This window comes from Nonomuraea sp. NPDC052265 (assembly GCF_044547985.1).
GTDB lineage: Bacteria > Actinomycetota > Actinomycetes > Streptosporangiales > Streptosporangiaceae > Nonomuraea.
Window position 1 is genome coordinate 432,372 of record NZ_JBIUBJ010000001.1, and the last position, 20,849, is coordinate 453,220.

Genomic DNA, 20,849 nt, shown 5'->3' on the forward strand with positions numbered 1-20,849 from the left:
CGCGGGGCGGACGTGACCCGCCGGAGGGATCTTGGGGCTACGATCTCCCACGTAGCCCCTTTCGTCCGGAAGGCGTCGCGATGAGCGAACGTTCGCTGAACACCGATGTTCCGAGCCCCGCCCGCATCTACGACCTGTGGCTGGGCGGCAAGGACAACTACGAGATCGACCGGGTGGTGAGCGAGCAGATCCTCGCCGCCGTGCCCGACCTGCCGGTGCTGGCCCGTACGAACCGGGAGTTCCTCGGCCGCGCGGTGCGGTACATGGCCGGCGAGGCGGGCATCCGGCAGTTCCTGGACATCGGCACCGGCATCCCCACGGCGGACAACACCCACCAGGTCGCCCAGGCGGTCGCCCCCGACAGCCACGTCGTGTACGTCGACAACGACCCCATGGTCCTGGCCCACGCGCGGGCGCTGCTGCGGGCCGCGCCCGCGGGCACGACGGCCTTCGTCGACGCCGACCTGCGCGAGCCCGGCAAGATCCTGGCCGCCGCCGCCGAGCACCTCGACCTCGGCCGGCCGATCGGGCTGACCCTGCTCGGCGTCGTGGACTTCATCCCCGACACCGGACAGGCCCGCTCGATCATCGCCGAGCTGCTGGCCGAGATGGCGCCGGGCAGCCACCTGGCCGTCTCCCACGGGCTCGTCGGCAGGCAGCTCGAAGAGGGCGTCCGCCACTGGAACGAGAGCGGCGGCGCGCCCATGACGCTGCGCACCCTTGAGGAGGTCACCAGCTTCTTCGACGGGCTGGAGCTGCTGGAGCCGGGCGTGGTGCCGCTGCCGCGCTGGCGTCCCCTCCCCGAGACGCTGTACGCCGACCGCGAGGCCGTCTACTACGCGGGCGTCGGCCGCAAGGGCTGACCTCTTCGGGCTTCGTGCCGGTGCCGCCTCGCGGACCGGCGTACGCCGCCTGGCGGGCCCGCGTACCCTGAGTCCCCGATCGACTTCACCGGGTGACGGGATGCGGGTGCGGGATGGACGACGGGTTCGGCGCGGGGCTGGGGAGCGAGCGGGACCGGTACACGCGGGATCCGTGCCCCTGGCCCGCCGGGCCGTACACGGCCGGAGACGCCAGGTGGTTCTTCGGGCGCGAGCGGGTGGTGTCCGAGCTGGTGGGGCTGCTCTCGGATCCGGGCGCCGGCCATCCCGTGGTGCTGACCGGGGCGGCCGGGGCCGGGAAGACGTCGGTGCTGGCGGCCGGGCTGGTGCCGGCCGTGCTGGAGGGGGCGCTGCCGGGGGGCCGCGCCGGGGTGTTGTGGCGTACGCCGGGCTCGCCGGTCCGGGGCGGGGGGCGGCCGGTGGAGAAGTGCGCGCTGCTGGTGGTCGACCGGTTCGAGGAGCTGTTCACGACTCGGGCGGGGGGCGGGCGGGCGGCGTACGTCGAGGAGCTGTGCCGGCTCGCGGCGGGCGGGCTGCCGGTGGTGATCGGGATGCGGGCCGGCTGCTACGAGCGGTGCCTGGGGTTTCCGCCGCTGGTCGAGGCGTTGCGGGCGCGGTCGCTGCCGCTCGGCCCGATGACCGGCGCCGAGCTGCGCCGCGCGATCACCGGCCCGGCCCGGGCCGCGGGCCTGTCCCTGGAACCGGGGCTGACCGAGGCGATCCTGCACGATCTACGGGTACGTGACGACGACGCCCCGGCGGCGGCCGACGCGCTGCCGCGCCTCTCGCAGGCGATGCGCGCCACCTGGCACCACCGCGACGGCGACACCCTCCCCCACAACGCCTACCACCCCGCCCCCACCCCACCCTCCGACGGCCCGCTCTTCGAGACGCCCACGCCTTCCGAGAGCTCCCTGCCGGTGACGCCCCCGGGCGGTGGGGGATGTCCGGTCGGGCGGAGGGTGCGCGGGCTCGTGGTGGCGTTGGTGGTGCTGGTGGTGGTCGCCGGGGTGGGGGCGGGGCTGGCGTGGCAGAAGAGCGGCCGGGCGAGCGCCGCCCGCGTCATCGCGCTCGCCGAACGGGCCGCCGCCCAGGCGCGGGCGCTGCGGGCGACGGACCCGGCGCTGGCGATGCAGGTGGCGGTGGCCGCCCAGGGCCTGGCCGACACCCCGAGCACCCGGGGCACGCTGCTCGACACCGCCGAGCCGTACGCCACCCGCCTGCGCTCCACCGGCGACCGCCTGCGCGCGATCGCCTACAGCCAGGACCACGCCCTGCTCGCGACCGGTGCCGACAACGGCGTGGTCGAGTTGTGGGACGCCGCCGACTCCCGCCGCCGCACCCCGCTCGCCACCCTGCCGCGCACCGCCGGGCCGGTCGGCGCGCTCGCCTTCCGCCCGTCCGGCGGGGACCGCGTCCTGCTCGCGGCGACCCGGGACGGCGTCGAGGTGTGGAACGTCGTGGACCCGGCCCGCCCCCGGCACGTCGCCGCCCTGCCCGGCGCGCCCACGGCCGCGTTCACCCCGGACGGCCGCACGGTGCTCGCCGCTGCCGCGCACGGCGTACGGCGGTGGCGGCTGGCCGGCCGCCCGGTCGCCCTGCCTTCGGTACGCACGTCCGCCCAGGTCACCCGCTTCGCCGTGGGCGACGACACGGTGGTCACCGGCCACGACGACGGGAGCGTACGGCTGTGGGACCCGGCGGCCCCCGCCTCCCCCGCCGACACGATCGCGACCGGCCTCCAGGACGGCCCCGCCGCGCTCGCGATCAGCCCCGACGGCAGCGCGCTGGCCTGGTCCGCCCCCGACCGCGGCACCTGGCTCTGCCGCCTGGACGCCCGCCGCTGCGACCGGCCCACCCGGTACGGCGACCCCGCCGGCGCCCTGGCGTTCAGCCCGGACGGCACCGTCCTGGCCGCCGCCGGCGACGACCGTACGGTCCGGCTGTGGAGCCTGGCCAACCGCGCGGAGGTCGGCTCGTTCCCGCATCCCGACCGCGTGCTCGGCCTCGCCTTCACCGCCGACGGCCAGGCGCTGGCCACCGGGTCCGCGGCCGGCGCCTTCTACCAGTGGCGCCATCCCGTCCGCGTGCCCGACCCGGTGACCGAGCTGGTCCTGAGCCGGGACCGGGCCCTGATGGCCACGACCGGCGCGCACGGCGGCGCGCTGTGGGACGTCCGCGACCCCCGGCACCGCGTGCTGCTGGCCCGCTGGAACGCTCCACCCGCCGCCGGTCTGGCCCTGAGCGGCGACGCCCGCCGCCTGGCCACCGTCGAGCGCGGCGTGGCCGTGACCGTGTGGGACATCCGGGACCCCTACCGCCCGGCCCGGCACGTCCGGCTGCCGGTGCGCGGCCTCGCGGTCGCCGCGCTCAGCCCCGACGGCCGCACCCTCGCGACGGGCGACCACGGCGGCCGGCTGCTGCTCTGGGACGTCACCGGCCCGCCGCGCCGCCTGGCCGCCCGCGACGGCTTCGGCGACGTCGGCGCGCTCGACTTCAGCCCCGACGGCGGCCTGCTGGCCAGCGGCGGCGCCGACCGCGGCGTACGGCTGTGGGACGTGCGCCGCCGCGCCCTCGACCAGGTCGCCCACCACGAGGAGCACGCCGACGCGGTGGCCGGCGTGCGCTTCGGCCCCAAGGGCGACGTGCTCGTGAGCACCGGCCACGACCGGACCGTCCGCGTCTGGAGGATCGCCGACCTCCGCCGCGTTCCCCGTCCGGCGGCGCTGCGCGGGCACGACGACACCGTCCGGATCGCCGGGTTCAGCCCCGACGGCGCCGCCCTGGCCACCACGGACGCCTCCCGCACCACCCGCGTATGGGACCTGCGCGCCCGGCGGCCGATCGCCGAGCTGTCCCACCCCGACCTCGGGACCGTCCTGTACGCCGACGACCACACCCTCGTCTCGGCCGCCGGCCACGACCTGCGGTTGTGGGACCTGCGGCCGGCGTCGGCGGCGGCGCGCGTCTGCGAGGCCGCCGGGATGCCTCTCACGCGGGCCGAGTGGCGGCGGTACTTCGACGACCTGCCCTACCGTCCGCCCTGCTCGTGAGCCCCGGCAGGACGCTGACAGAGATCCGGCAGCGGCCCCTGGCACGGTCCTCCCATGACGGACAAGACGGACGTGCTCATCGTCGGCGCCGGGCCCACCGGCCTCACCCTCGCCGTGGAACCGGCCAGGCGCGGGATCGCCCACCGCGTCGTCGAGCGGGCGGCGGCGAGCGACGAGGTGCCGTACCCGATGGTGCGGATGCACCCGCAGTGGCGCACCGAGGCGGTGCTGCGGGAGCGGCTGGCCGAGCTGGGCGGCGAGGTCGAGCACGGCGTCGGGCTGACGGGCTTGGAGCAGGACGCGGAGGGCGTGACGGCCCGGCTCGGCACCGGCGCGACGCTGCGGACCGCGTATCTGGTCGCCGCCGACGGCGGCAGGAGCACGGTACGCAAGGCGCTCGGCGTCGGCTTCACCGGCGAGACCCGCGAGGAGGAGCGCATGGCCCTCGGTGACGTGCGCGTCGAGGGGCTGGACCGGGAGCACATCCACGCCTGGGTGCGGCCGGGCAGGGGGATGGTCGCGCTCTACCCGATGGCCGGCACCGACTGCTTCCAGTTCATGGCGCCGCTCAGGCCGGGCGCGACGCCGGACCTGACGCTGGTGTGAGCCTGACCCGGGGCGGCGCGATCACCCGCAGACGGGCCGGTAGGGCAGCGCGGGCACGTACGCCCGCCACTCCCGCTCGGTCAGCGCCCGCCCGGCGCGGGCGCAGACCGTCCGCGCCACCAGCTCGGCGGCGGCCGGGACGCGACCGACGGTCCCGCCGGCGTCCACCGTCAGGACGTGCGACCCGTCGGGGGTGAAGGCGACCGACAACACCTCGCCCTCGTCACGGTCGAGGCCGCCGCCCGGGTCCGCGGACAGCCCGAGGTCGCCGCCCGTCACCGGGTCGATCAGGCGGACGCGGCCCTGCCCCGCGTTGACCGCGACCAGGTCCTCGACCGGCGAGTACGCCGGCACGCCGGTGTAGGAGAACCCCTCGGTCTCCTCGACCAGCCGCCGGCCGCCCGCGTCCCACGTGCTCAGCCGGCCGCGCGAGTCGAACACGACCACCCCGTCCCCCGCGTGGGTGAAGCGCACCCAGGAGCCCAGGACGTCCTTGCCGAAGGCGCCGAACGGCGAGCCCGCGACCCGGCCGTCCGCCGCCCGCAGCAGGCGGACGTCCAGGCCGGTCACCGCGAGCCGCCCCCCGTCGGGCGCGAAGGCCAGGTCCACGGCCTCGCTCAGGCGCGTGCTCCACAGGCGGCGGCGCGCCCGCCAGTCCCAGAGCTCGACCGCGTCCTCGCCGCTTCCGGGGCCGTCGAGCACGAGCGCGAGCCGGCCGCCGTCGGGGCTGAAGCGGACGAGCTCGGGCCGCGCCTTCCCCGTACCGGCCGGGAAGCCGCCCACGGGCTGCCTCGTCGCGGTGTCCAGGACGGTGACGTCGTGGCCGGACAGCAGCGCGAGGTTGCGACCGTCGCGGCTGAAGCCGAGCGCGTGCGCGGCGGGCAGGCGGCCGGACGTCCCGCCCTGGACCGGGCGCAGGGCGCCGTCTACGACGAGGTGCAGCCCGTCCTCGCCGAAGTCGGCCCGCTCGTACGGCGGGCCCTCGACCGGCTCGTTCACCAGGTCGGCGACGTCCACGGCGAACACCTGGTCCCCGACGAGGTAGCGGAAGGTCGTGCCGTCGAAGGCGGCGGCCGGACGGGTGCCCATCTCGCCGTCGCCGCGCACCGGAACGGCGCTGAGCAGGTGGCTGTCGGGCAGGCGCCAGAACTGGACGGTGGCGTCGGTGACCGTGGCCAGCAGCCGGCCGCCGTGGTCGAAGACGGGGCCGCCCCTGTTCCAGGCGCCTTCCGTGCCCTCGCCGATCTCCTCCGTCCAGCCCTCCTCGGTCTGGGTCAGGGTCAGGGTGCCGTCGCCCGAAGTGGCCAGCCACCGGCCGTCGGGGCTCAGCGTGCCGCGCCTGGCGGCGGGGGCGGCGGCGTCGGCGACGTCCCATTGCTCGCTGTCGTCCGGCTTGACGATCACCTTGCGGCCCTCGTGCCGGCGGATGACGTCCTCCCAGCCCTCGACCAGGTCCTTGATCCGGTTGACCGGCCAGGTGCCGACCGGCCTGCCGGTCCGGGCGTCCCAGGCGCGGGCGCGGCTCTTGGTGGCGGCGACCAGCGTGCGGCCCGACGGGGACAGCCCGATGTCGGCCACCGGACCGCCGCCGAGGCCCAGGCCGGAGATCAGCGCGGTGCGCCTGCCCGTGCGCACGTCCCACACCCGCGCCTGGTCCTGGCCGACGCTGAGCAGCGTGTGCCCGTCGGCGCCCAGCGCCCGGCGGGTGCTGCGGGCGCGCGCCGGATCGCGGAACATGCCGCGCTCGCGCTGCGCGAGCGCGGCGGTCAGCGCCGCCCTGGCCTGCGGTGTGGGCCGCAGCCGCCAGGCGGCCACGGCGAGCAGCCCGGCGAGCACCGGATCGCTGCGCCTGGTGGCCTCGGCGCGCGCGGCCAGCCGCGTGGACTCCGACGTCGTCAGGCGGTCCTGCAACTCGTCGGCGCGGGCGGCGGCGAGCCTGCTCTGCTGGATCGCCAGGCCGCCCGCGGCCAGCGCGACGACCAGCAGCCCCGCCAGGCTCAGCGTCAGGAGCCGGGCGCGGCGGGCCCGCCGCTTGGCCAGCCGCGCCGACGAATCCAGGAACTCGCGCTCGGCCTGCGAGAGCCTGATGTCGCGGCGGGCGGTCGCGGCCCAGCTCAGGGCGTCGTCGAGCATCGTGCCGTGGAAGAGGCCGCCGTCCCTGCGGCCGCCCTCGTCCCAGCGCCGGACGGCGGCCAGGATCGGGCCGTGGACGACCAGCCCCTCCTTGTTGGCCTCGATCCAGCGGCGCAGCCGCGGCCAGGCGTGCGGCAGGGCCGGGCGGGCGAGCCAGGCCTCGCGCTCGTCGCGGCCCAGCAGGTACGCGAACACCTCCAGGATCCTGGTGACCGCCGGCACCTCCGACGCCGGCCTGCCGGCCACCAGCTCCTCCAGGGCGGCCTTCCGCGTGGCCAGCTCACCCTGCGCGTCCACGGTGAACAGGCGCAGGAACACCTCGGGCGCCAGCTCCCGCTCCGCCGGGGCGAGCAGCGCGTAGGAGTCCTCGGCCAGCGTGCCGAGCGCCGGGTCGGCGCCGGTCCCGGCGACGTGCGCGGCCTGCCGCCCGCGTTCGAGCAGCCGCGCGGTGTCGAGCCCGCCGTCCCCGCTGACCAGGGCGAGCAGGAGCCGGCGGGCCTCGGGACGCCTGCCGGGCTCCTTGCTCAGGGCCGCCGACACCAGCGGGCGCAGCGAGTCCGGCAGGGCGGCCAGGTCGGGCGTGGCCGCCAACACCCGGTGCATCACCCCGCCCAGGCTCTCGGCCTCGAACGGGTCGGCGCCCGTGGCGGCGTACAGGACGACGCAGCCCCAGGCGAACACGTCCGCGGGGGCGCCGGCCCGCTGCCCGCCGAACACCTCGGGCGCCATGTACGTCGGCGTGCCGGTCACCAGGCCGGTCGCGGTCAGCGACATCTCGGCGGTCCGCGCGATGCCGAAGTCGATGACCCGCGGGCCGTCCGGGCCGAGCAGCACGTTGTCCGGTTTGAGGTCGCGGTGCACCACACCGGCCTCGTGGATGGCGGTGAGCGCCGTCGCCACCGCCGTGGCCAGGCGGTGCAGGTCGCCACCGGCGAAGCGGCGGCCCCCGGCGATGGCCTGGCGCAGGCTGGGCCCGGCGACGTACTCGCTGACGATGTAGGGACGCGGGCCGTCCAGCTCGGCGGCGAGCACGCGGGCGGTGCAGAACGAGGCGACCCGCCGCGCCGCCTCGGCCTCCCTGGCCAGCCGTCCGGCCTCGTCGCCGTGCAGCACCTTGATCGCGACCCGGGCGCCGTCCTCGGCGTAGGCCTCGTAGACGACGCCCTGGCCGCCGGCGCCCAGCCGTCCGGCGAGCCAGTAGCCGCCCAGGCGTTGCGGATCGTCGGCGGTCAGCACGTTCACGGACGGTTGGATGCGGTGATCACCGGCAAAGTTGCGATGATTGCCCCGTTTTATCAGGGCTTGACATTCTCTCCACGACAGGGCCTAAGATCGCCGCCGTGCTCATGACCTTGACGCTCAGCGCGGCGCTCGTCCTGACCGGAACGCCCGCCCAGGCCACCAAATCCGTCTCGTTCCGGGGGTTCACCCTCCAGATACCGGTCTCATGGAAGGTGAAGAAGGACCCGATCGGAGGGCTCGACGTGATCACCGGGGCCTGCTCCAAGCGGGCGACGGAGTGTCCGGGGTTCTCCCTCGGCGGGCCGCGGGCCATCGCCTACGCCTCCGAGGGCGGCCCGTACCGGGCGGGGCAGCCGTACCACCCCGGCAGCGGGGTCATGGAGTGCGTCCCCGACCGGCGTTACCTGGAGGGAGTGCCGCCCGTCCGGCCCTCCCGGGCCGCGACCGTACAGGTGGGGGCGGGGCATCCGGCCCGCTTCACCGAGTGGAGCCTGACCTGCCAGACGAAGACCAGCAAGCCGGCCGCGGTGTCCTACACCCAGCGCGTCTGGTACCTGCGCAAGGAGAAGGTGCTCGTCGTCGACCAGTGGAAGACCCCCGGGCTCGGGGACATCCTGGCCAAGGCCGTCTGGCGGTGACCGGGTTGCCCGCGCGTCCGGCGGGCAGGAGATCGTCATGCGCAGCAAGCGGCTCTCCACCGTGGAGGAGCAGACGTACGCGGTCGTCCTCGACGCCGGCGACGAGGTGGTCGAGAGCCTGACGGAGTGGGCGGCCGACAACGGCGTCCGTGCCGCCCGCCTGACCGGCATCGGCGGGTTCCGGCAGGTCACACTGGGCTTCTACGACCCCGACGAGCTCCGCTACGACCCGATCCCGGTCCACCGCCAGACCGAGGTGCTCTCCCTGATCGGCGACTTCGCCATGCCCGACGCCATGCCCGACGCCATGCCCGACGACGACGTACGGCCCCACCTGCATGCCCATGTGGTCGTGGGCCTGCCCGACGGCACGACCCGCGGCGGCCACCTGCTGGGCGGCGAGGTGTGGCCGACGCTGGAAGTGATCGTCACGCAGTCACCGCGCTACCTGAAACGCCGCCACGACCCCGCCACCGGCCTGGCGCTCATCGACCTGGACTGACCCGGTCCGCCGGCCGGTGCCCGGGGGCCGGCCGCGGCCGGCCCGGTGGTGAGCCAAGGGGCGGCCCGGCCGTCACTCGAAGTCGTCCGGGTTCAGTTCCTTGAGGCGTTCGAAGCGCTCGCGCTCCTCGTCGTAGGCTTCCTCATTCACGGGGCCTTCGAGGTCGGCCGCGGGTGTCTCCTGCTCCTCGGGCTCTTTACGTCGCATAGCCATCCCCCTCCGGAAGACGGGGCGCGGGGCTCCCCCGCGCCCATCGCTCCGGCTACCCCTCCGACCTGCGGGCAAACGGCTGCCGGCGCCGGATGTTGACCGGCTCTTGTGCGGGCTCGTGGGGGCGCTTGGCGCGTAGAAGGGGAGGTTTCCGGGCGATTGTTCCGCCTATCTGAGGAGATGTACGTGCCCACCAAACGCTCCACCAAGCCGACCCGGTCGAAGCCCGACAGCCAGCCCTGGCTGCACGTGAACGGCGTGGAGATCCAGGAGTACGGCACCGTGCGGATGTTCCCGCTCGGCCTCTCCCGCGACGCGCGCGAGTACTCCTGCCAGCGCCTCAACCAGATCCTGGCCGACACCCAGATCCTCTACAGCCTCTACAAGAAGCACCACTGGCTGATGCGCGGCCCGACCTTCTACCAGCTCCACCTGCTGCTGGACAAGCACGCCTCGGAGCAGATCGCGCTGGTGGACGAGATGGCCGAACGCGTGCAGACCCTCGGCGGCGTCGCGGTGGGCGACCCGCGCCACGTGGCCGAGATCACCGTGATCCCGCGCCCGCCGAACGGCTGCGAGGAGGTGCCGGCCATGCTCTCGCGCCTGATCGAGGCGCACGAGACCATCCTCGTGGCCGCCCACGACGCGGCCAACCGGGCGCAGGAGATGGGCGACGACGGCACCAACGACCTGCTGGTCTCCGACGTCATCAGGACGAACGAGCTGCAGACCTGGTTCCTGATCGAGCACCTGGTGGACACCCCGCTGGTGGAGAAGCCGGACAAGTGAGGGGCGTGGGGCCCGGTAAGCCGGGACTCGATCGCAGGTGAAGGAAATGTCTGGATTTAGGTGGACATCGCCCTTCGGGCGTAACGGTTCATACCGGGCGCAGTAAGGCGCCGCATCGAGCCTGCGCCCCCGGGTACGGAGGAAACGCGGGCCTGTGGGCCCGCCGGCGACCCGCCAGAGCGCGCCGCCACTGATGCGTGCCTCACCAGCGGGACGCCCCCTGACCAGGGCCGGCCCCGACCGGGCCGCCCTGACGGGGGCTACTTCTGACCGGGAGTGACGGAGAACGACATGACCGAACCGCTGACCTCACCGCCCGCCCCCGCACACGGCGTCGCGGGACGGGAGCGGCGGCCATGAGCCTGTCGGACCGCGAACGCCGCATCCTGGCCGAGATCGAGCAGGACCTGCGCTGGCAGGACCGCGACTTCGCCTGCCGCATCGACGCCCTGAACGCCAAACCGGCCCGCCGCCGCCGCTGTCCGGTGACACGGCGGGAGATGGCGTTCATCCTGATCATCGTGGTCGCGATGACGCTGCTGTCGGCGGTCGTGTTCGTGGCGGCGGGCCGTCCGCGCACCCCGCCCGCGCCGCGCCCCACGCGCGAGGTGGTGACCACCTCACCACAGGTGGGCCACCATTGACCGCGGGGCCGTTCGGGACGGCTGCGGGGCCGTTCAGTAAGGCCGCGGGGCCGTTCAGTAAGGCCGCAGGGCTGTTCAGGACGGCGGCGGGGCGACCGAGGCGCGGGTGATCAGGCGCGAGCGCAGCGTGTGCACGTCGTGCCGCGGCTCGCCGCCGTCGAGCACGTCGAGCAGCACCTCCGCCGCCTTCGCGCCGAGCTGGTGGACCGGCTGCTCGATCATCGTCAGCGGCGGGTCCATGACCGCCGCCCACGCGCTGTCGTCGAAGCCGACGAGCGAGATGTCGGCCGGGTAGGACAGCCCGGCGGCGCGTACGGCGCGCAGCGCCCCGGTGACGGCGTCGGTCTCGGTGCAGAACAGGGCAGTGGTGCGGTCGGGCAGCGCCAGCATCCGGGCCACCTCCTGGGTGGCCCACTCCTCGGTCTTCGGGCCGGTCATGACCAGCTCGGGATCGAAGGGGATGCGGGCGTCGTCGAGCGCGTCGAGGTAGCCGCGCAGGCGCTCGCCGTCGGTCCACACGTTGCGGGCCTTCTCCAGCAGGGCCCGCCTGGTCACGGGCGGATCGACCGCGGACGGCCCCCACACGAACCCGATGCGCCGGTGACCGGCCGCGATCATCACCTCGACCGCCTCGCGGGCCGCGCGGCGGTTGTCGATGACGACCGTGTCGAGGTCGAGCGAGGCGACCGCGCGGTCGACGAGCACGATCGGGATGCCCCGGCCCATGGCCGCCCTGATGTGCTTGACCTCGTCGCGCCCCACGGCCGCGGAGGCGATGATGACGCCGTCGACCCGCTTGTCGATGAGCACGTCGGTGGCCGCCACCTCCTCGTCGAGCCGCTCGTACGTGCTCAGCACGATGGTGTCGAACCCGCGGGCGCGCGAGGCGTCGGAGATGCCGCGCATGACGCCCGCGAAGAACGGGTTGCCGATGTCGGCCAGGATCACGCCGAGCGTGTGACTGACCCCGGTGGACATGCTGCGGGCCAGGGCGTTGGTGCGGTAGCCGAGCTTCTCGGCCGCCGCCAGCACCCGTTCGCGCAGCTCGGGGCTGACGTAGCCGTAGCCACCGAGGGTGCGGGCCGCGGTGGCGCGGCCGACGCCTGCCTCGGCGGCCACCTCCGAGATCGTCGGCCGGCCCGACTGGCTCCGGTCGGCTGCCATCGAACGGGTTCCTCGTTTCTGGGGGGTCGCGGGCACGCCCATGCTAGTCGCGCGGGGCGGGCCTGCCGAAGCCGAACGCGCCTTCGACGAAGCACTGCTCGTAGGCGGTCTCGGCGCCGGCCAGCAGCGCCCGCTCGACCCTGCCGCGGCCGGGCGCCGCGCCCTTGCGCCAGCCGTCGCGCAGCAGCGAGACGGCGAACCCGGCCAGGAACGCGTCCCCGCAGCCCATGGTGTCGACGATCTTGCTCGGGTCCTCGACCAGCCGGGCGGGGGCGGCGACCAGGTCGTGGCCGTCGTAGGCCATCGCGCCGTCCACGCCCCGGGTGCCGAGGGCCAGGCGGGCGCCGCCGGCCACGGCCAGGGCCAGCAGGTCGCGGGTGCCGGCCTCGTCCAGGTGGGAGCAGGACAGGAGCACCAGGTCGGCGTGCGGGCAGACGCGGTCCAGGTAGGCGGGGGCGCGGTAGTCGTCCTCGCTGGACAGGTCGAAGCTGACCAGGGGACGGAGGCCGGCGAGCCCGGCCAGCTCGTCCTCGCTGCCGGAGTAGACGCTGGAGTGCACCAGGTCGAACGAGCCGGCGTAGGTCAGCAGGTCGCCGGCCAGCGCCAGCGGCTCGCGTACGGTGACGCCGCCGCCGTTCCAGCCCAGGAAGACCCGGTCGCCGTCGTCCACGCGCAGCCGCGAGACGCCGCTCTCGCCGGGACGCACCACGCAGCGGTCTACGGCGACGCCCTGCGCGGCGACGGCCTCGCGCAGGAAGCCGCCGAGGTCGTCGTCGCCGAAGACCCCGAGGTAGGCGGCCTCGACGCCGAGGCGGCCCGCGTAGACGGCCACGTTCACGCTGTTGCCGCCCGGATAGTCGATGCCCCGATCGACGAACCGGTCGACGATGTTGTCGCCGAAGCCGAGGACTCTCATGTTTCTCCTGTGCCGGGGGTTCGGGGTGGGCAGGCCGTGGCCGCTCCCGTCCCGGCGGGCGGGATCGGGAGCGGGGGTGGCGGTGGCCTAGTAGTCCATGACCCGGTAGTAGCGGCGCAGGTCGAGCGAGTGGTCGCGGACCCGTTCCAGGTGCTTGCTGACCCGGCCCATCACCGTGTCGAGCACGAGCGGCGCGAGCAGTCCGCGGAACTCGGGGCTGATGCCGTCGAGCGGGTAGTCGCGGGTGTCGAAGACGGTGACGTCCTTGGAGATGCGCCTGGCGAACGCCTCCGCTCGGTCGGTGAGCGGGCGCGTCTCGTCCTCGCCCTGGAAGATCAGCACGCTCGTGTCCTCCTCCAGCAGCTCCAGCGAGCCGTGGAAGAACTCGGCGCTGTGCACCCTGGTGGTGCGCAGCCACTGCATCTCCTCAAGGATGCACATCGAGTACAGGTAGGTGAATCCCCACAGGTTCCCGCCGCCGATGAGGAAGTGGTAGTCGGTGTCCTTGTGGGCCTCGGCGAAGGCGGCGGCCACCGGCTCGGCCTGCCGGGCGACCTCCAGCAGCACGCCGGGCAGCCCGGCCAACTCGCCGGCCAGCTTCTCGTAGCCCTCGAACTCGCCGCAGCGGGACAGCAGGCGGCCCACGAACAGCAGCATCTGCTGGTCGAACGGCCACGCCTTCGGCTCGGAGACGAGCACGGCGTCCACGGCCTTGGCGATCGGCGAGTCAGGGTAGCCGGTGAAGCCGACCGTGTACGCGCCCCTGTCCTTGACGTACTCGATCGCGCGCAGGCTGTCCTCGGTGGTGCCGGAGACCGAGGTGAAGATCACGACCGTGCGCTCGCCGAGACGGGCGTCGCCGGAGACGACCAGCTCGGCCGCGATCGCGGCGCGGACGTCGAGCGTCGAGCTCCGCCTGGCCAGGTGCTCATAAGGCCACATCTGGGCGTACGTGCCGCCGGCGCCGACGAGCAGGAGGGTGTCGAACCCCTGGTCCACGAGCCGATCGACGAGTTCCTCGATCTGGGGGCGCAGGGCCACGGTGCTGGCCAACTGCGACAGGAATTCCGGCTCGTTGAATCCGAGCATCTTCGCGTCCTTTCGGGAAAGCTTGCGGGCCGGCGCCGCCCAGCGGCCTGATACCGGTATCACGCGGAGGTCACGGTGGCACAGGATCCGGCCACGCGTCAACACCCCACCTGCGAGAACCCGCAACAGCCTGCTGTTTCACCTCGGCGAAAAGCCCATGGAGAGCCGCTCGAAAAGAAAATCTTGCTTGGTGGTCTGGTACCGGTATCAGTTCATCTGTACAGTCAGCCAACACCCCACCGCGGACCGGCAGGTCCCCCTCTCCCTCCGAGAGAAAGGAAGCCCATGCGCCCTCGCGCAATGACGTCGTTCGCGGCGCTCCTCGGGACGCTCGCCCTGGCCGGCTGTTCCGGCGGCGGCGGAGCGGCCGAGGCCCCCGCCGCCGACCTGTCCGCCACGCCCGACTTCTCCGGCACGCTGAGCATCCTCACCAAGTTCGCCGGCGACCCGCTGCAGCCGTACTTCGAGGACCTGGCCGCGGCCTACCAGAAGAAGCACCCGGGCGTGAAGGTCGAGCTCATCCAGGAGACCGACCAGAGCGTCAAGGACAAGACGAAGACGCTGACCGCCTCCGACGCGCTGCCCGACGTCTTCTTCACCTGGAGCGGCAACTGGGCGGAGAACTTCGTGCGCGGCGGCCGGGCCGCCGACCTGAGCAAGGTGATCGGCCCGGACACCGAGTGGGGCAGGACGTTCAGCCCCGGCTCGCTGTCGGCCTTCGCCTACGACGGCAAGTACTACGGCATCCCGCTGTACGGCAACGGCAAGTTCATGGGCTACAACAAGACCGCCTTCGACAAGGCCGGGGTCAAGGTGCCCGGCACGTTCGAGGAGCTGGTCGGGAGCTGCGCGGCGCTGCGCAAGGCGGGCTACGAGCCGATCGCCTTCGGCAACAAGGACGGCTGGCCCGCCCTGCACTACCTCCAGCAGCTCTTCGCCTACGACGTGCCGGCCGACGTCCTCCAGGCCGACTTCAGCCCGAAGACGGCCGAACTCGACAACCCCGGCTACGTGACCGCGCTCAACCGGTTCAAGACCCTGGTCGACACCTGCACCGACACCGGCAAGGGCACCAACGGCGTGCTCTACAGCTCGGCCCAGCAGGCCTTCCACGACGGCAAGGCGGCCATGTACTACCAGGAGGTCCTGGAGTTCGACAACGCCACCGACAAGAACGGCCTCAAGGCGGACGACTTCGGCATCTTCCAGCTCCCGGTCCCCCAGAACGCGGCCGGCGACCCGAAGACGATCGAGGGCGCGCCCGAGGGCTACCTGATCAACGCCAGGTCGCCGCGGGCCGCGCTGGCCGTCGACTTCATGAAGTTCGTGACCGCCACCGAGAACGCCAGGACCCTGTCGGCGCCCCCGTACGGGCAGCCCAGCACGGTCGTCGGCGCGGTCAGCCCCGAGACCTCCAGCAAGGCCGTCTACGAAGGCATGGAGCAGGTCAACAAGGCGCCGCGACTGGCCGCGTGGCTCGACACCGTCACCGTGCCCGAGGTCGCCGACGCCTGGCTGGCCGGCGGCGAGGCGCTGATCAGCGGCGGCTCGACCCCCGACAAGGTGCTGGCCAGCGTCCGCGAGGCGTCGGAGTCGGCGAAGTAGGCCGGGCGGCCGGAGGGAGAGCATGCCGGTGCGTGCCATACGTCAACGGGCGCTCGGCCTGGCGTGGGTGGCCCCCGCGCTCGCGCTGGTCGTGGTGTTCGTCTACCTGCCGCTGGTGCAGAACTTCCAGTTCAGCACCCTCAAATGGGACATCTACAGCGGCACCCAGGAGTACGTCGGGCTCGACAACTACCGCAAGCTGGTCGACGACCCGGTCTTCTGGTCCTCGCTGGGCAACAACGTCCTGTACGCGGTGGTCTCGATCGTCTTCCAGGTGTTCGGCGCGCTGCTGCTGGCCGCGCTGATCGAGGGCGTACGCAGCGAGCGGTGGCAGCGCGGCCTGCGGGCGGTCTACTTCATCCCGTCGGCGATCTCCATGACCGTCGCCGGTCTGCTCTTCTACTTCATCTACGAGCCCAACCTGGGCCCGCTCAACCACCTGCTCAGGGCGATCGGCCTGGACGGCCTGGCACAGGCGTGGCTGGGCCAGGAGAGCACGGCCATGTCGGCGATCATCGCCATGAGCCAGTGGCAGGGCTTCGGCTACTCGACGCTGCTGTTCGCGGTCGCGATCCAGCGCATCCCCCGCGAGATCTACGGCGCCGCCGCCATCGACGGCACCGGCCCGGTCCGGCGGTTCTTCCACGTGACCGTGCCGCTCGTGCGCGAGATGACCGGGCTGATGATGATGGTCACCATCTCGGGCGCCTTCCAGGTGTTCAACGAGGTCATGGTGATGACCAGCGGCGGCCCCGACAACTCCAGCCAGGTCCTGGGCACCTGGCTCTACCGCAGCGGCTTCGTGCGCAACAACTTCGGCTACGCCGCCGCCATCGCGACAGTGATCTTCGTCATCACGCTCGGCATCGCCGTGGGACAGATGTGGGTCACCCGTAAGAGAAGGGTGGAATGGTGAGTCGCCGCGGCTTTCTCGGCGTGATCGCGCGCGTGTTCCTCTGGGCGTTCCTGCTCTGCCTCGCGGTGGTCGTGCTCTATCCCCTGCTGTGGATGGTCCTCAACGGGTTCAAGTCCAACAGCGAGTTGTTCGGCAACCCGTTCGCGCTGCCGTCGAGCTGGAGCTTCGAGAGCTACCAGAAGGCGTGGAACCGGGGGGTGAGCGACTACCTGACGACGAGCGTGCTGGTCACGCTCACCTCCACGGTCGCCACCGTGTTCGTCAGCGCGTGGGCGGCCTACGGGCTGACCCGGGTGAACATCCCGTTCAACCGGTTCGTCACGATGGGCATCCTGGGCGGGCTCATGCTCGCGCCGACCGTGGCGCTCGTGCCGCTGGTCAAGATGTTCCAGGCCATGGGGCTGTACAACAGCTTCTGGGCGCTGCTGATCCTCTACACCGCGTTCCGGATCCCGTTCACGACGTTCCTCATCCGGGCGTACATGATCGACCTGCCGCGCGAGGTGGACGAGGCCGCCGAGATGGACGGGTGCGGCCGGTGGACCGCGTTCTGGCGGATCATCCTGCCGATGTGCAAGCCGATCCTCACCTCCACCGTGCTGCTGCACATCCTGTTCGCCTGGAACGAGTACCTGTTCGCGATGGTCTTCACCAGCGGCGCCGGCGTGCAGACGCTGCCGGTCGGCCTGACCAGCCTGATGAGCAAGCACGGCACGGACTTCCCCGTCGTCTTCGCCGGGATGGTGATCGCGGCGCTGCCCGTGGTGCTGCTGTTCTTCCTCGGCCAGCGCTACATCGTCAAGGGCCTCGCGGACGGGGTCGGAAAGTGAGCCTGATGTCTTTGTCGCTCCGGCAGATCACCGGTTCCAACTTCGCCTACCAGCACCTGCCGTTCGACCGCTTCCTCGACGACGCCGCCGCGCTCGGGCGCGAGCACCTGGAGTTGTGGGGCGTCGCGCCGCAGCTGCACGTGCCGTGGCTGAGCGACGCCGAGGCGCGGGCGATCCGCCGGCGCGCCGCCGGGCGCGGGCTCACCGTCCGCTGCCTGACGCCCGAGCAGGTGGCCTACCCCGTCAACCTGGCCTCGCCGGACAGCCGGTTGCGGGCCGGGAGCGTGGCGATGTTCCGCCGGGCCGCCGAACTGGCCGCCGAACTGGGGGCCGAGTTGCTGCTGCTGACCCCCGGCCGGGGCTTCGAGGACGAGCCGGTCGCCGCCGCCTGGCGGCGCTCGGCCGACGCGATCGGCGAGATCTGCGCGTACGCCGCGACGCTCGGCGTGTCGTGCGTGCTGGAGGCGTTGCAGCGGGTGGAGTCCAACCTGGTCAACGACGCGCCCACGCTGGCCCGCATGATCGGCGAGGTGGACGCCCCCGACCTGGGCGCGGTGCTGGACACCGTGGCCATGGCGGCGGCCGGGGAGAGCGTGGACGACTACTTCGACGCCCTCGGCGACCGGGTCAGGCACGTGCACCTGATCGACGGCTCCCCCACGGGCCACCTGGCCTGGGGCGACGGCGAGCTGCCGCTCGCGGACTACCTGGCGGCGCTGGACCGCAGGGGCTACCGGGGAGCGATGACGTTCGAGCTGTTCGGGGCCGGGGACTACGCCTTCGACCCGCGGCCCGTGGTGGAGCGCTGCCTGGCCTCCGTACGGGCAGCGCTCCCGGGAGCCTCATAGCCCGCCGGCGGCTCCGGGCAGGGCGACCTGTCCCGTGGACCCGCCGGGATACTTGGTCACCAGCCTGGCCCTGCCGGTGCGGACGTCCACCGCGTAGGCCCGGGTGTCCTTCCCGACCCCGACGGCGAGCGTGACCTCCGACGGGCTCTGCCAGATCGTGGCGTTGTCGATGCTCGCCTTCTTCGGCAGGCCCTGCACGGAGACCTTCCGCAGCGTGCGGCCGGTCCTGGTGTCGAGCACGGTGAGCCTGCGGGTGACGTACTCGGGCCGGGCCTTCTTGCCCGGCGGGAACTCGAAGGCGACCACCGTGCGGCCGTCCGGGGCGAGCTCGCTGAACATGATGAAGACGCCGTCGAAGCGCACCGGCCTGCCGCCGCCGGTGACCGGCATGAACAGCAGGTCGGTCTTGCGGTAGCGGACCAGCTCGGCGACGCCGTCCTTGATGGTGACCGGCTCGTACACGCCGGGGACGGACACCGTCCTGCCGGTCCGCACGTCGATCAGCAGGCCGGGGTCCTTGGTGCCCTCGCGCGGGTCGAACGCCAGGTGGCGGCCGTCGTCGGAGACCACGAGCATGGAGCCGACGCCGAGGCGCTCCTCCTTCACCTTCGCGGCCGAGACCGTCTCCGCGCCGGTCACCATGTCGCGGACGACGTGCGCCCCCGCGTCTTTGTCGTAGTAGGCGAACATGCGCCCGTCGCGGCTGACGGCGACGGGCACGCGGTCGTTCCGGGCGGTCACCCGGAGCGCCTGGGGCACCCGGTACGTCTTGCCGGCGCTCGTGACCACCCGCCATTCGTCCTGCACGCAGCCGGACAGCGGGTCCTCTCCCTTGGCGGGCAGGCAGAACTCCCGGTAGGCGTGGCTGAGCGTCCCCACCTTCCCCGCGGGCAGCACGGGCACGGCAGCCGCCTGCGGCGCGGCGGCCGGCGTCCGCCGCGGCCCGGCCACCAGCACGGTCGCCGTCACCCCGGCCAGCACCGCGATCGTCGCGACCGCCGCCAGCGTCGCCGTGCCCCGGCGTCTGCGCCGGTACCCGGCCACCGCCAGGTCGGCCAGGTTCACCGGGGGAGCCTCCTCGGCGATGCCGTTCAGTGCGTCACGCAGTCTGGTCATCGGGCCGCCTCCTGAGCAGTACGTGATTCCAACAGGTCGGGAGCGAGCTCGCGCAGGCGCGCCAGCGCGTGGTGGGTCTGGCTCTTCACCGTGCCGACCGCGCAGCCGAGCACGTCGGCGGTCTGGGCCTCGGTGAGGTCCTCCCAGAAGCGCAGGACGATCACCGCGCGCTGCTTGCGCGTCAGCTTGGCCAGCGCCTGGCGCAGCACGATCCGGTCGAGCACGGCCTCGTCGTAGCTGACCTCCTGCTCGGGCGGGTCGGCGCTGGGCAGCTCGGGGTTCGGCCGGCGTCGCCACGAGATGTACTGGTTGACCAGCGCCTTGCGCGTGTACGCCTCGGGGTTGCCCTCGCGCGCCAGCTTGTGCCAGTGCCGCACGACCTTGACCAGCACGCTCTGGAGCAGGTCCTCGGCCAGGTGAGGGTCGCCCACGAGCAGGTAGGCGGTCCGCATCAGCGCCTGTTGCCGGGCGACGACGAACTCGCGGAAGCCGTCATGAGCGTCCAATGTGGTGATCTCCCTTCGCCCGTTCCCAACGCGGACGGCCGGGCGGAGGGTTGCAGGCCCGTCCCGGAATTCTCTACGGCCTCACCGGGCCCGCTGGACGGGACGGCGGCCCCAGGTGGCCCAGCGCCACAGCCACTCCAGCGGGCCGAAGCGGTACCGGCGCAGCCAGAGGGTGGACCACACCCACTGGAGGGCCAGGATGACGGCGGAGATCCCCACGATCGTGGTCAGCGACCAGTCCTCCGGACGGCCGCCGACCACCCTGCCGATGACCAGGACCAGGGCGGTGGCGCTCAGGTAGTTGGTCAGCGCCATGCGGCCCAGCGGGGCGAAGACGGCCCGCAACAGCGGGCGCAGCGGCGTCCTGAGCAGGACGAGCAGGACGCACACGTACAGACCGGCCATGAGCAGGCCGGACGCGGCCATCGGCAGGGGGACGGCCGAGGTTTCCGCCTGCCACGACAGGGCCGGCACGGTGGCCGCGGCGAAGAGCAGGCCCAGGAGCGCCGGGACGCGGGTGGAGCTCTCGATCCGGTCGATCACGCCGTACCTGGTGAGGGCGGAGCCCAGCAGGAACAGGCCGGGGACCAGCATCGTGCCACCCCCGAAGGCGACCATCGCCGCGACGACGAGCACGGCGGCGAGCCCTGCCACCGCCCGGCGCGGCAGCCACGTCGAGGGCAGGAGCACCACCAGGCCGACGACCGCGTAGATGGTCAGGATGTCGCCGCGCCACAGCAGGAACATGTGCGCCAGGCCCATGCAGGCCAGCACGAGGAGCCTGCGCAGCAGCAGCGCCCGCGGATGGGGGACGCGGGCCGAGGCGGAGTCCAGCAGCAGCGAGAAGCCGACGCCGAACAGCAGCGAGAAGATCGGGAAGAAGCGCTGCTCGACGAGCAGGCCCAGCCAGCGGGCGGCGTCGTCGAGCACCACCGCCTGCTGGGTGACCGGCTCGGTGCCGACGTGCGAGATCGGCTGGACGTTGGCGAGCAGGATCCCGCACAGGGCGAACCCGCGCACGACGTCGAGTGCGATGATGCGCGACCGACCGGGAGCGGCGGGCTCGGGGGGAGCCGCGGGCGGCGTCCCGTCATGGGGCAAGGGGCGGGCGGGCCGCGTGTCGTCGTAGGGCATGGATCCTCATCCTGCGGCGGGCGGCGG

At 73.2% G+C, this 20,849-nt stretch carries 19 protein-coding genes; 11 read left to right on the plus strand and 8 right to left on the minus strand.

Annotated features, from left to right (window positions below; genetic code table 11):
- Window positions 1–80: 80 nt before the first annotated feature.
- The 3 genes from ACIHAD_RS02085 to ACIHAD_RS02095 all read left to right on the plus strand — a co-directional run bounded on the left by ACIHAD_RS02085 (window position 81) and on the right by ACIHAD_RS02095 (window position 4,540).
- Window positions 81–863: an SAM-dependent methyltransferase gene (locus tag ACIHAD_RS02085; protein ID WP_397352462.1), complete on the plus strand. Its 783-nt coding sequence runs from the start codon at window positions 81–83 to the stop codon at window positions 861–863.
- 113 nt (window positions 864–976) lie between these two features.
- Window positions 977–3,934 (plus strand): hypothetical protein, encoded by a 2,958-nt coding sequence (locus tag ACIHAD_RS02090; protein WP_397352463.1) that lies wholly within the window; start codon window positions 977–979, stop codon window positions 3,932–3,934.
- 54 nt (window positions 3,935–3,988) lie between these two features.
- Complete coding sequence (locus ACIHAD_RS02095; protein ID WP_397352464.1) at window positions 3,989–4,540, plus strand: FAD-dependent monooxygenase; 552 nt, start codon at window positions 3,989–3,991, stop codon at window positions 4,538–4,540.
- Window positions 4,541–4,561: 21 nt separating this feature from the next.
- Here the strand turns inward: ACIHAD_RS02095 and ACIHAD_RS02100 are convergent, their stop codons facing one another.
- Window positions 4,562–7,915, minus strand: coding sequence for a WD40 repeat domain-containing serine/threonine-protein kinase (locus tag ACIHAD_RS02100; RefSeq protein WP_397352465.1), 3,354 nt, complete (start codon window positions 7,913–7,915; stop codon window positions 4,562–4,564).
- 98 nt (window positions 7,916–8,013) lie between these two features.
- On the opposite strand from ACIHAD_RS02100, the gene ACIHAD_RS02105 reads away from it, so the two are divergent.
- Window positions 8,014–8,553 (plus strand): hypothetical protein, encoded by a 540-nt coding sequence (locus ACIHAD_RS02105; protein WP_397352466.1) that lies wholly within the window; start codon window positions 8,014–8,016, stop codon window positions 8,551–8,553.
- Between the two features lie 37 nt (window positions 8,554–8,590).
- Window positions 8,591–9,055 carry a PPC domain-containing DNA-binding protein gene (locus tag ACIHAD_RS02110; RefSeq protein WP_397352467.1) on the plus strand — a complete coding sequence of 155 codons (465 nt, stop codon included), beginning with the start codon at window positions 8,591–8,593 and terminating at the stop codon, window positions 9,053–9,055.
- Between the two features lie 72 nt (window positions 9,056–9,127).
- On the opposite strand, the gene ACIHAD_RS02115 is transcribed toward ACIHAD_RS02110, so the two are convergent.
- Window positions 9,128–9,262, minus strand: coding sequence for a hypothetical protein (locus ACIHAD_RS02115; protein ID WP_397352468.1), 135 nt, complete (start codon window positions 9,260–9,262; stop codon window positions 9,128–9,130).
- Window positions 9,263–9,451: 189 nt separating this feature from the next.
- On the opposite strand from ACIHAD_RS02115, the gene ACIHAD_RS02120 reads away from it, so the two are divergent.
- Both ACIHAD_RS02120 and ACIHAD_RS02125 read left to right on the plus strand, forming a co-directional pair.
- Complete coding sequence (locus ACIHAD_RS02120; RefSeq protein WP_397352469.1) at window positions 9,452–10,054, plus strand: Dps family protein; 603 nt, start codon at window positions 9,452–9,454, stop codon at window positions 10,052–10,054.
- A 356-nt stretch (window positions 10,055–10,410) separates the two neighbouring features.
- Window positions 10,411–10,698 carry a DUF3040 domain-containing protein gene (locus tag ACIHAD_RS02125; RefSeq protein WP_397352470.1) on the plus strand — a complete coding sequence of 96 codons (288 nt, stop codon included), beginning with the start codon at window positions 10,411–10,413 and terminating at the stop codon, window positions 10,696–10,698.
- A 75-nt stretch (window positions 10,699–10,773) separates the two neighbouring features.
- Here ACIHAD_RS02125 and ACIHAD_RS02130 read toward each other — a convergent pair whose 3' ends face one another.
- From ACIHAD_RS02130 to ACIHAD_RS02140, 3 genes are all read right to left on the minus strand, one after another.
- A complete protein-coding gene (locus ACIHAD_RS02130; RefSeq protein WP_397352471.1) occupies window positions 10,774–11,862 on the minus strand; it encodes a LacI family DNA-binding transcriptional regulator in 1,089 nt (362 codons plus the stop codon).
- Window positions 11,863–11,905: 43 nt separating this feature from the next.
- Window positions 11,906–12,778: a PfkB family carbohydrate kinase gene (locus ACIHAD_RS02135; RefSeq protein ID WP_397352472.1), complete on the minus strand. Its 873-nt coding sequence runs from the start codon at window positions 12,776–12,778 to the stop codon at window positions 11,906–11,908.
- 87 nt (window positions 12,779–12,865) lie between these two features.
- Window positions 12,866–13,867, minus strand: a complete 1,002-nt coding sequence (locus tag ACIHAD_RS02140; RefSeq protein WP_397352473.1) for an SIS domain-containing protein — start codon at window positions 13,865–13,867, stop codon at window positions 12,866–12,868.
- 285 nt (window positions 13,868–14,152) lie between these two features.
- Here ACIHAD_RS02140 and ACIHAD_RS02145 point away from each other — a divergent pair, with 285 nt between their 5' ends.
- Genes ACIHAD_RS02145 through ACIHAD_RS02160 form a run of 4 tightly spaced genes read left to right on the plus strand, consistent with a single transcriptional unit; the run spans window position 14,153 to window position 18,066 of the window.
- Window positions 14,153–15,472: an ABC transporter substrate-binding protein gene (locus ACIHAD_RS02145; RefSeq protein ID WP_397352474.1), complete on the plus strand. Its 1,320-nt coding sequence runs from the start codon at window positions 14,153–14,155 to the stop codon at window positions 15,470–15,472.
- A 28-nt stretch (window positions 15,473–15,500) separates the two neighbouring features.
- Window positions 15,501–16,388, plus strand: a complete 888-nt coding sequence (locus ACIHAD_RS02150) for a carbohydrate ABC transporter permease (protein WP_397352475.1) — start codon at window positions 15,501–15,503, stop codon at window positions 16,386–16,388.
- Window positions 16,382–17,218, plus strand: coding sequence for a carbohydrate ABC transporter permease (locus ACIHAD_RS02155; RefSeq protein ID WP_352349562.1), 837 nt, complete (start codon window positions 16,382–16,384; stop codon window positions 17,216–17,218). The genes ACIHAD_RS02150 and ACIHAD_RS02155 overlap by 7 nt, the downstream gene beginning before the upstream one ends.
- A gap of 5 nt (window positions 17,219–17,223) precedes the next feature.
- A complete protein-coding gene (locus ACIHAD_RS02160; protein WP_397352476.1) occupies window positions 17,224–18,066 on the plus strand; it encodes a TIM barrel protein in 843 nt (280 codons plus the stop codon).
- Here the strand turns inward: ACIHAD_RS02160 and ACIHAD_RS02165 are convergent.
- The 3 genes from ACIHAD_RS02165 to ACIHAD_RS02175 form a co-directional block, all read right to left on the minus strand.
- The gene (locus ACIHAD_RS02165) at window positions 18,061–19,182 is read right to left on the minus strand and encodes a hypothetical protein (protein ID WP_397352477.1); all 1,122 of its coding nucleotides are present in this window, start codon (window positions 19,180–19,182) and stop codon (window positions 18,061–18,063) included. The two genes, ACIHAD_RS02160 and ACIHAD_RS02165, sit on opposite strands and share 6 nt — an antisense overlap.
- A complete protein-coding gene (locus ACIHAD_RS02170) occupies window positions 19,179–19,688 on the minus strand; it encodes a SigE family RNA polymerase sigma factor (RefSeq protein WP_397352478.1) in 510 nt (169 codons plus the stop codon). Before ACIHAD_RS02170 ends, ACIHAD_RS02165 begins: the two co-directional genes overlap by 4 nt.
- Before the next feature lie 81 nt (window positions 19,689–19,769).
- A complete protein-coding gene (locus tag ACIHAD_RS02175; RefSeq protein WP_397352479.1) occupies window positions 19,770–20,822 on the minus strand; it encodes a DUF418 domain-containing protein in 1,053 nt (350 codons plus the stop codon).
- Window positions 20,823–20,849 lie beyond the last annotated feature (27 nt).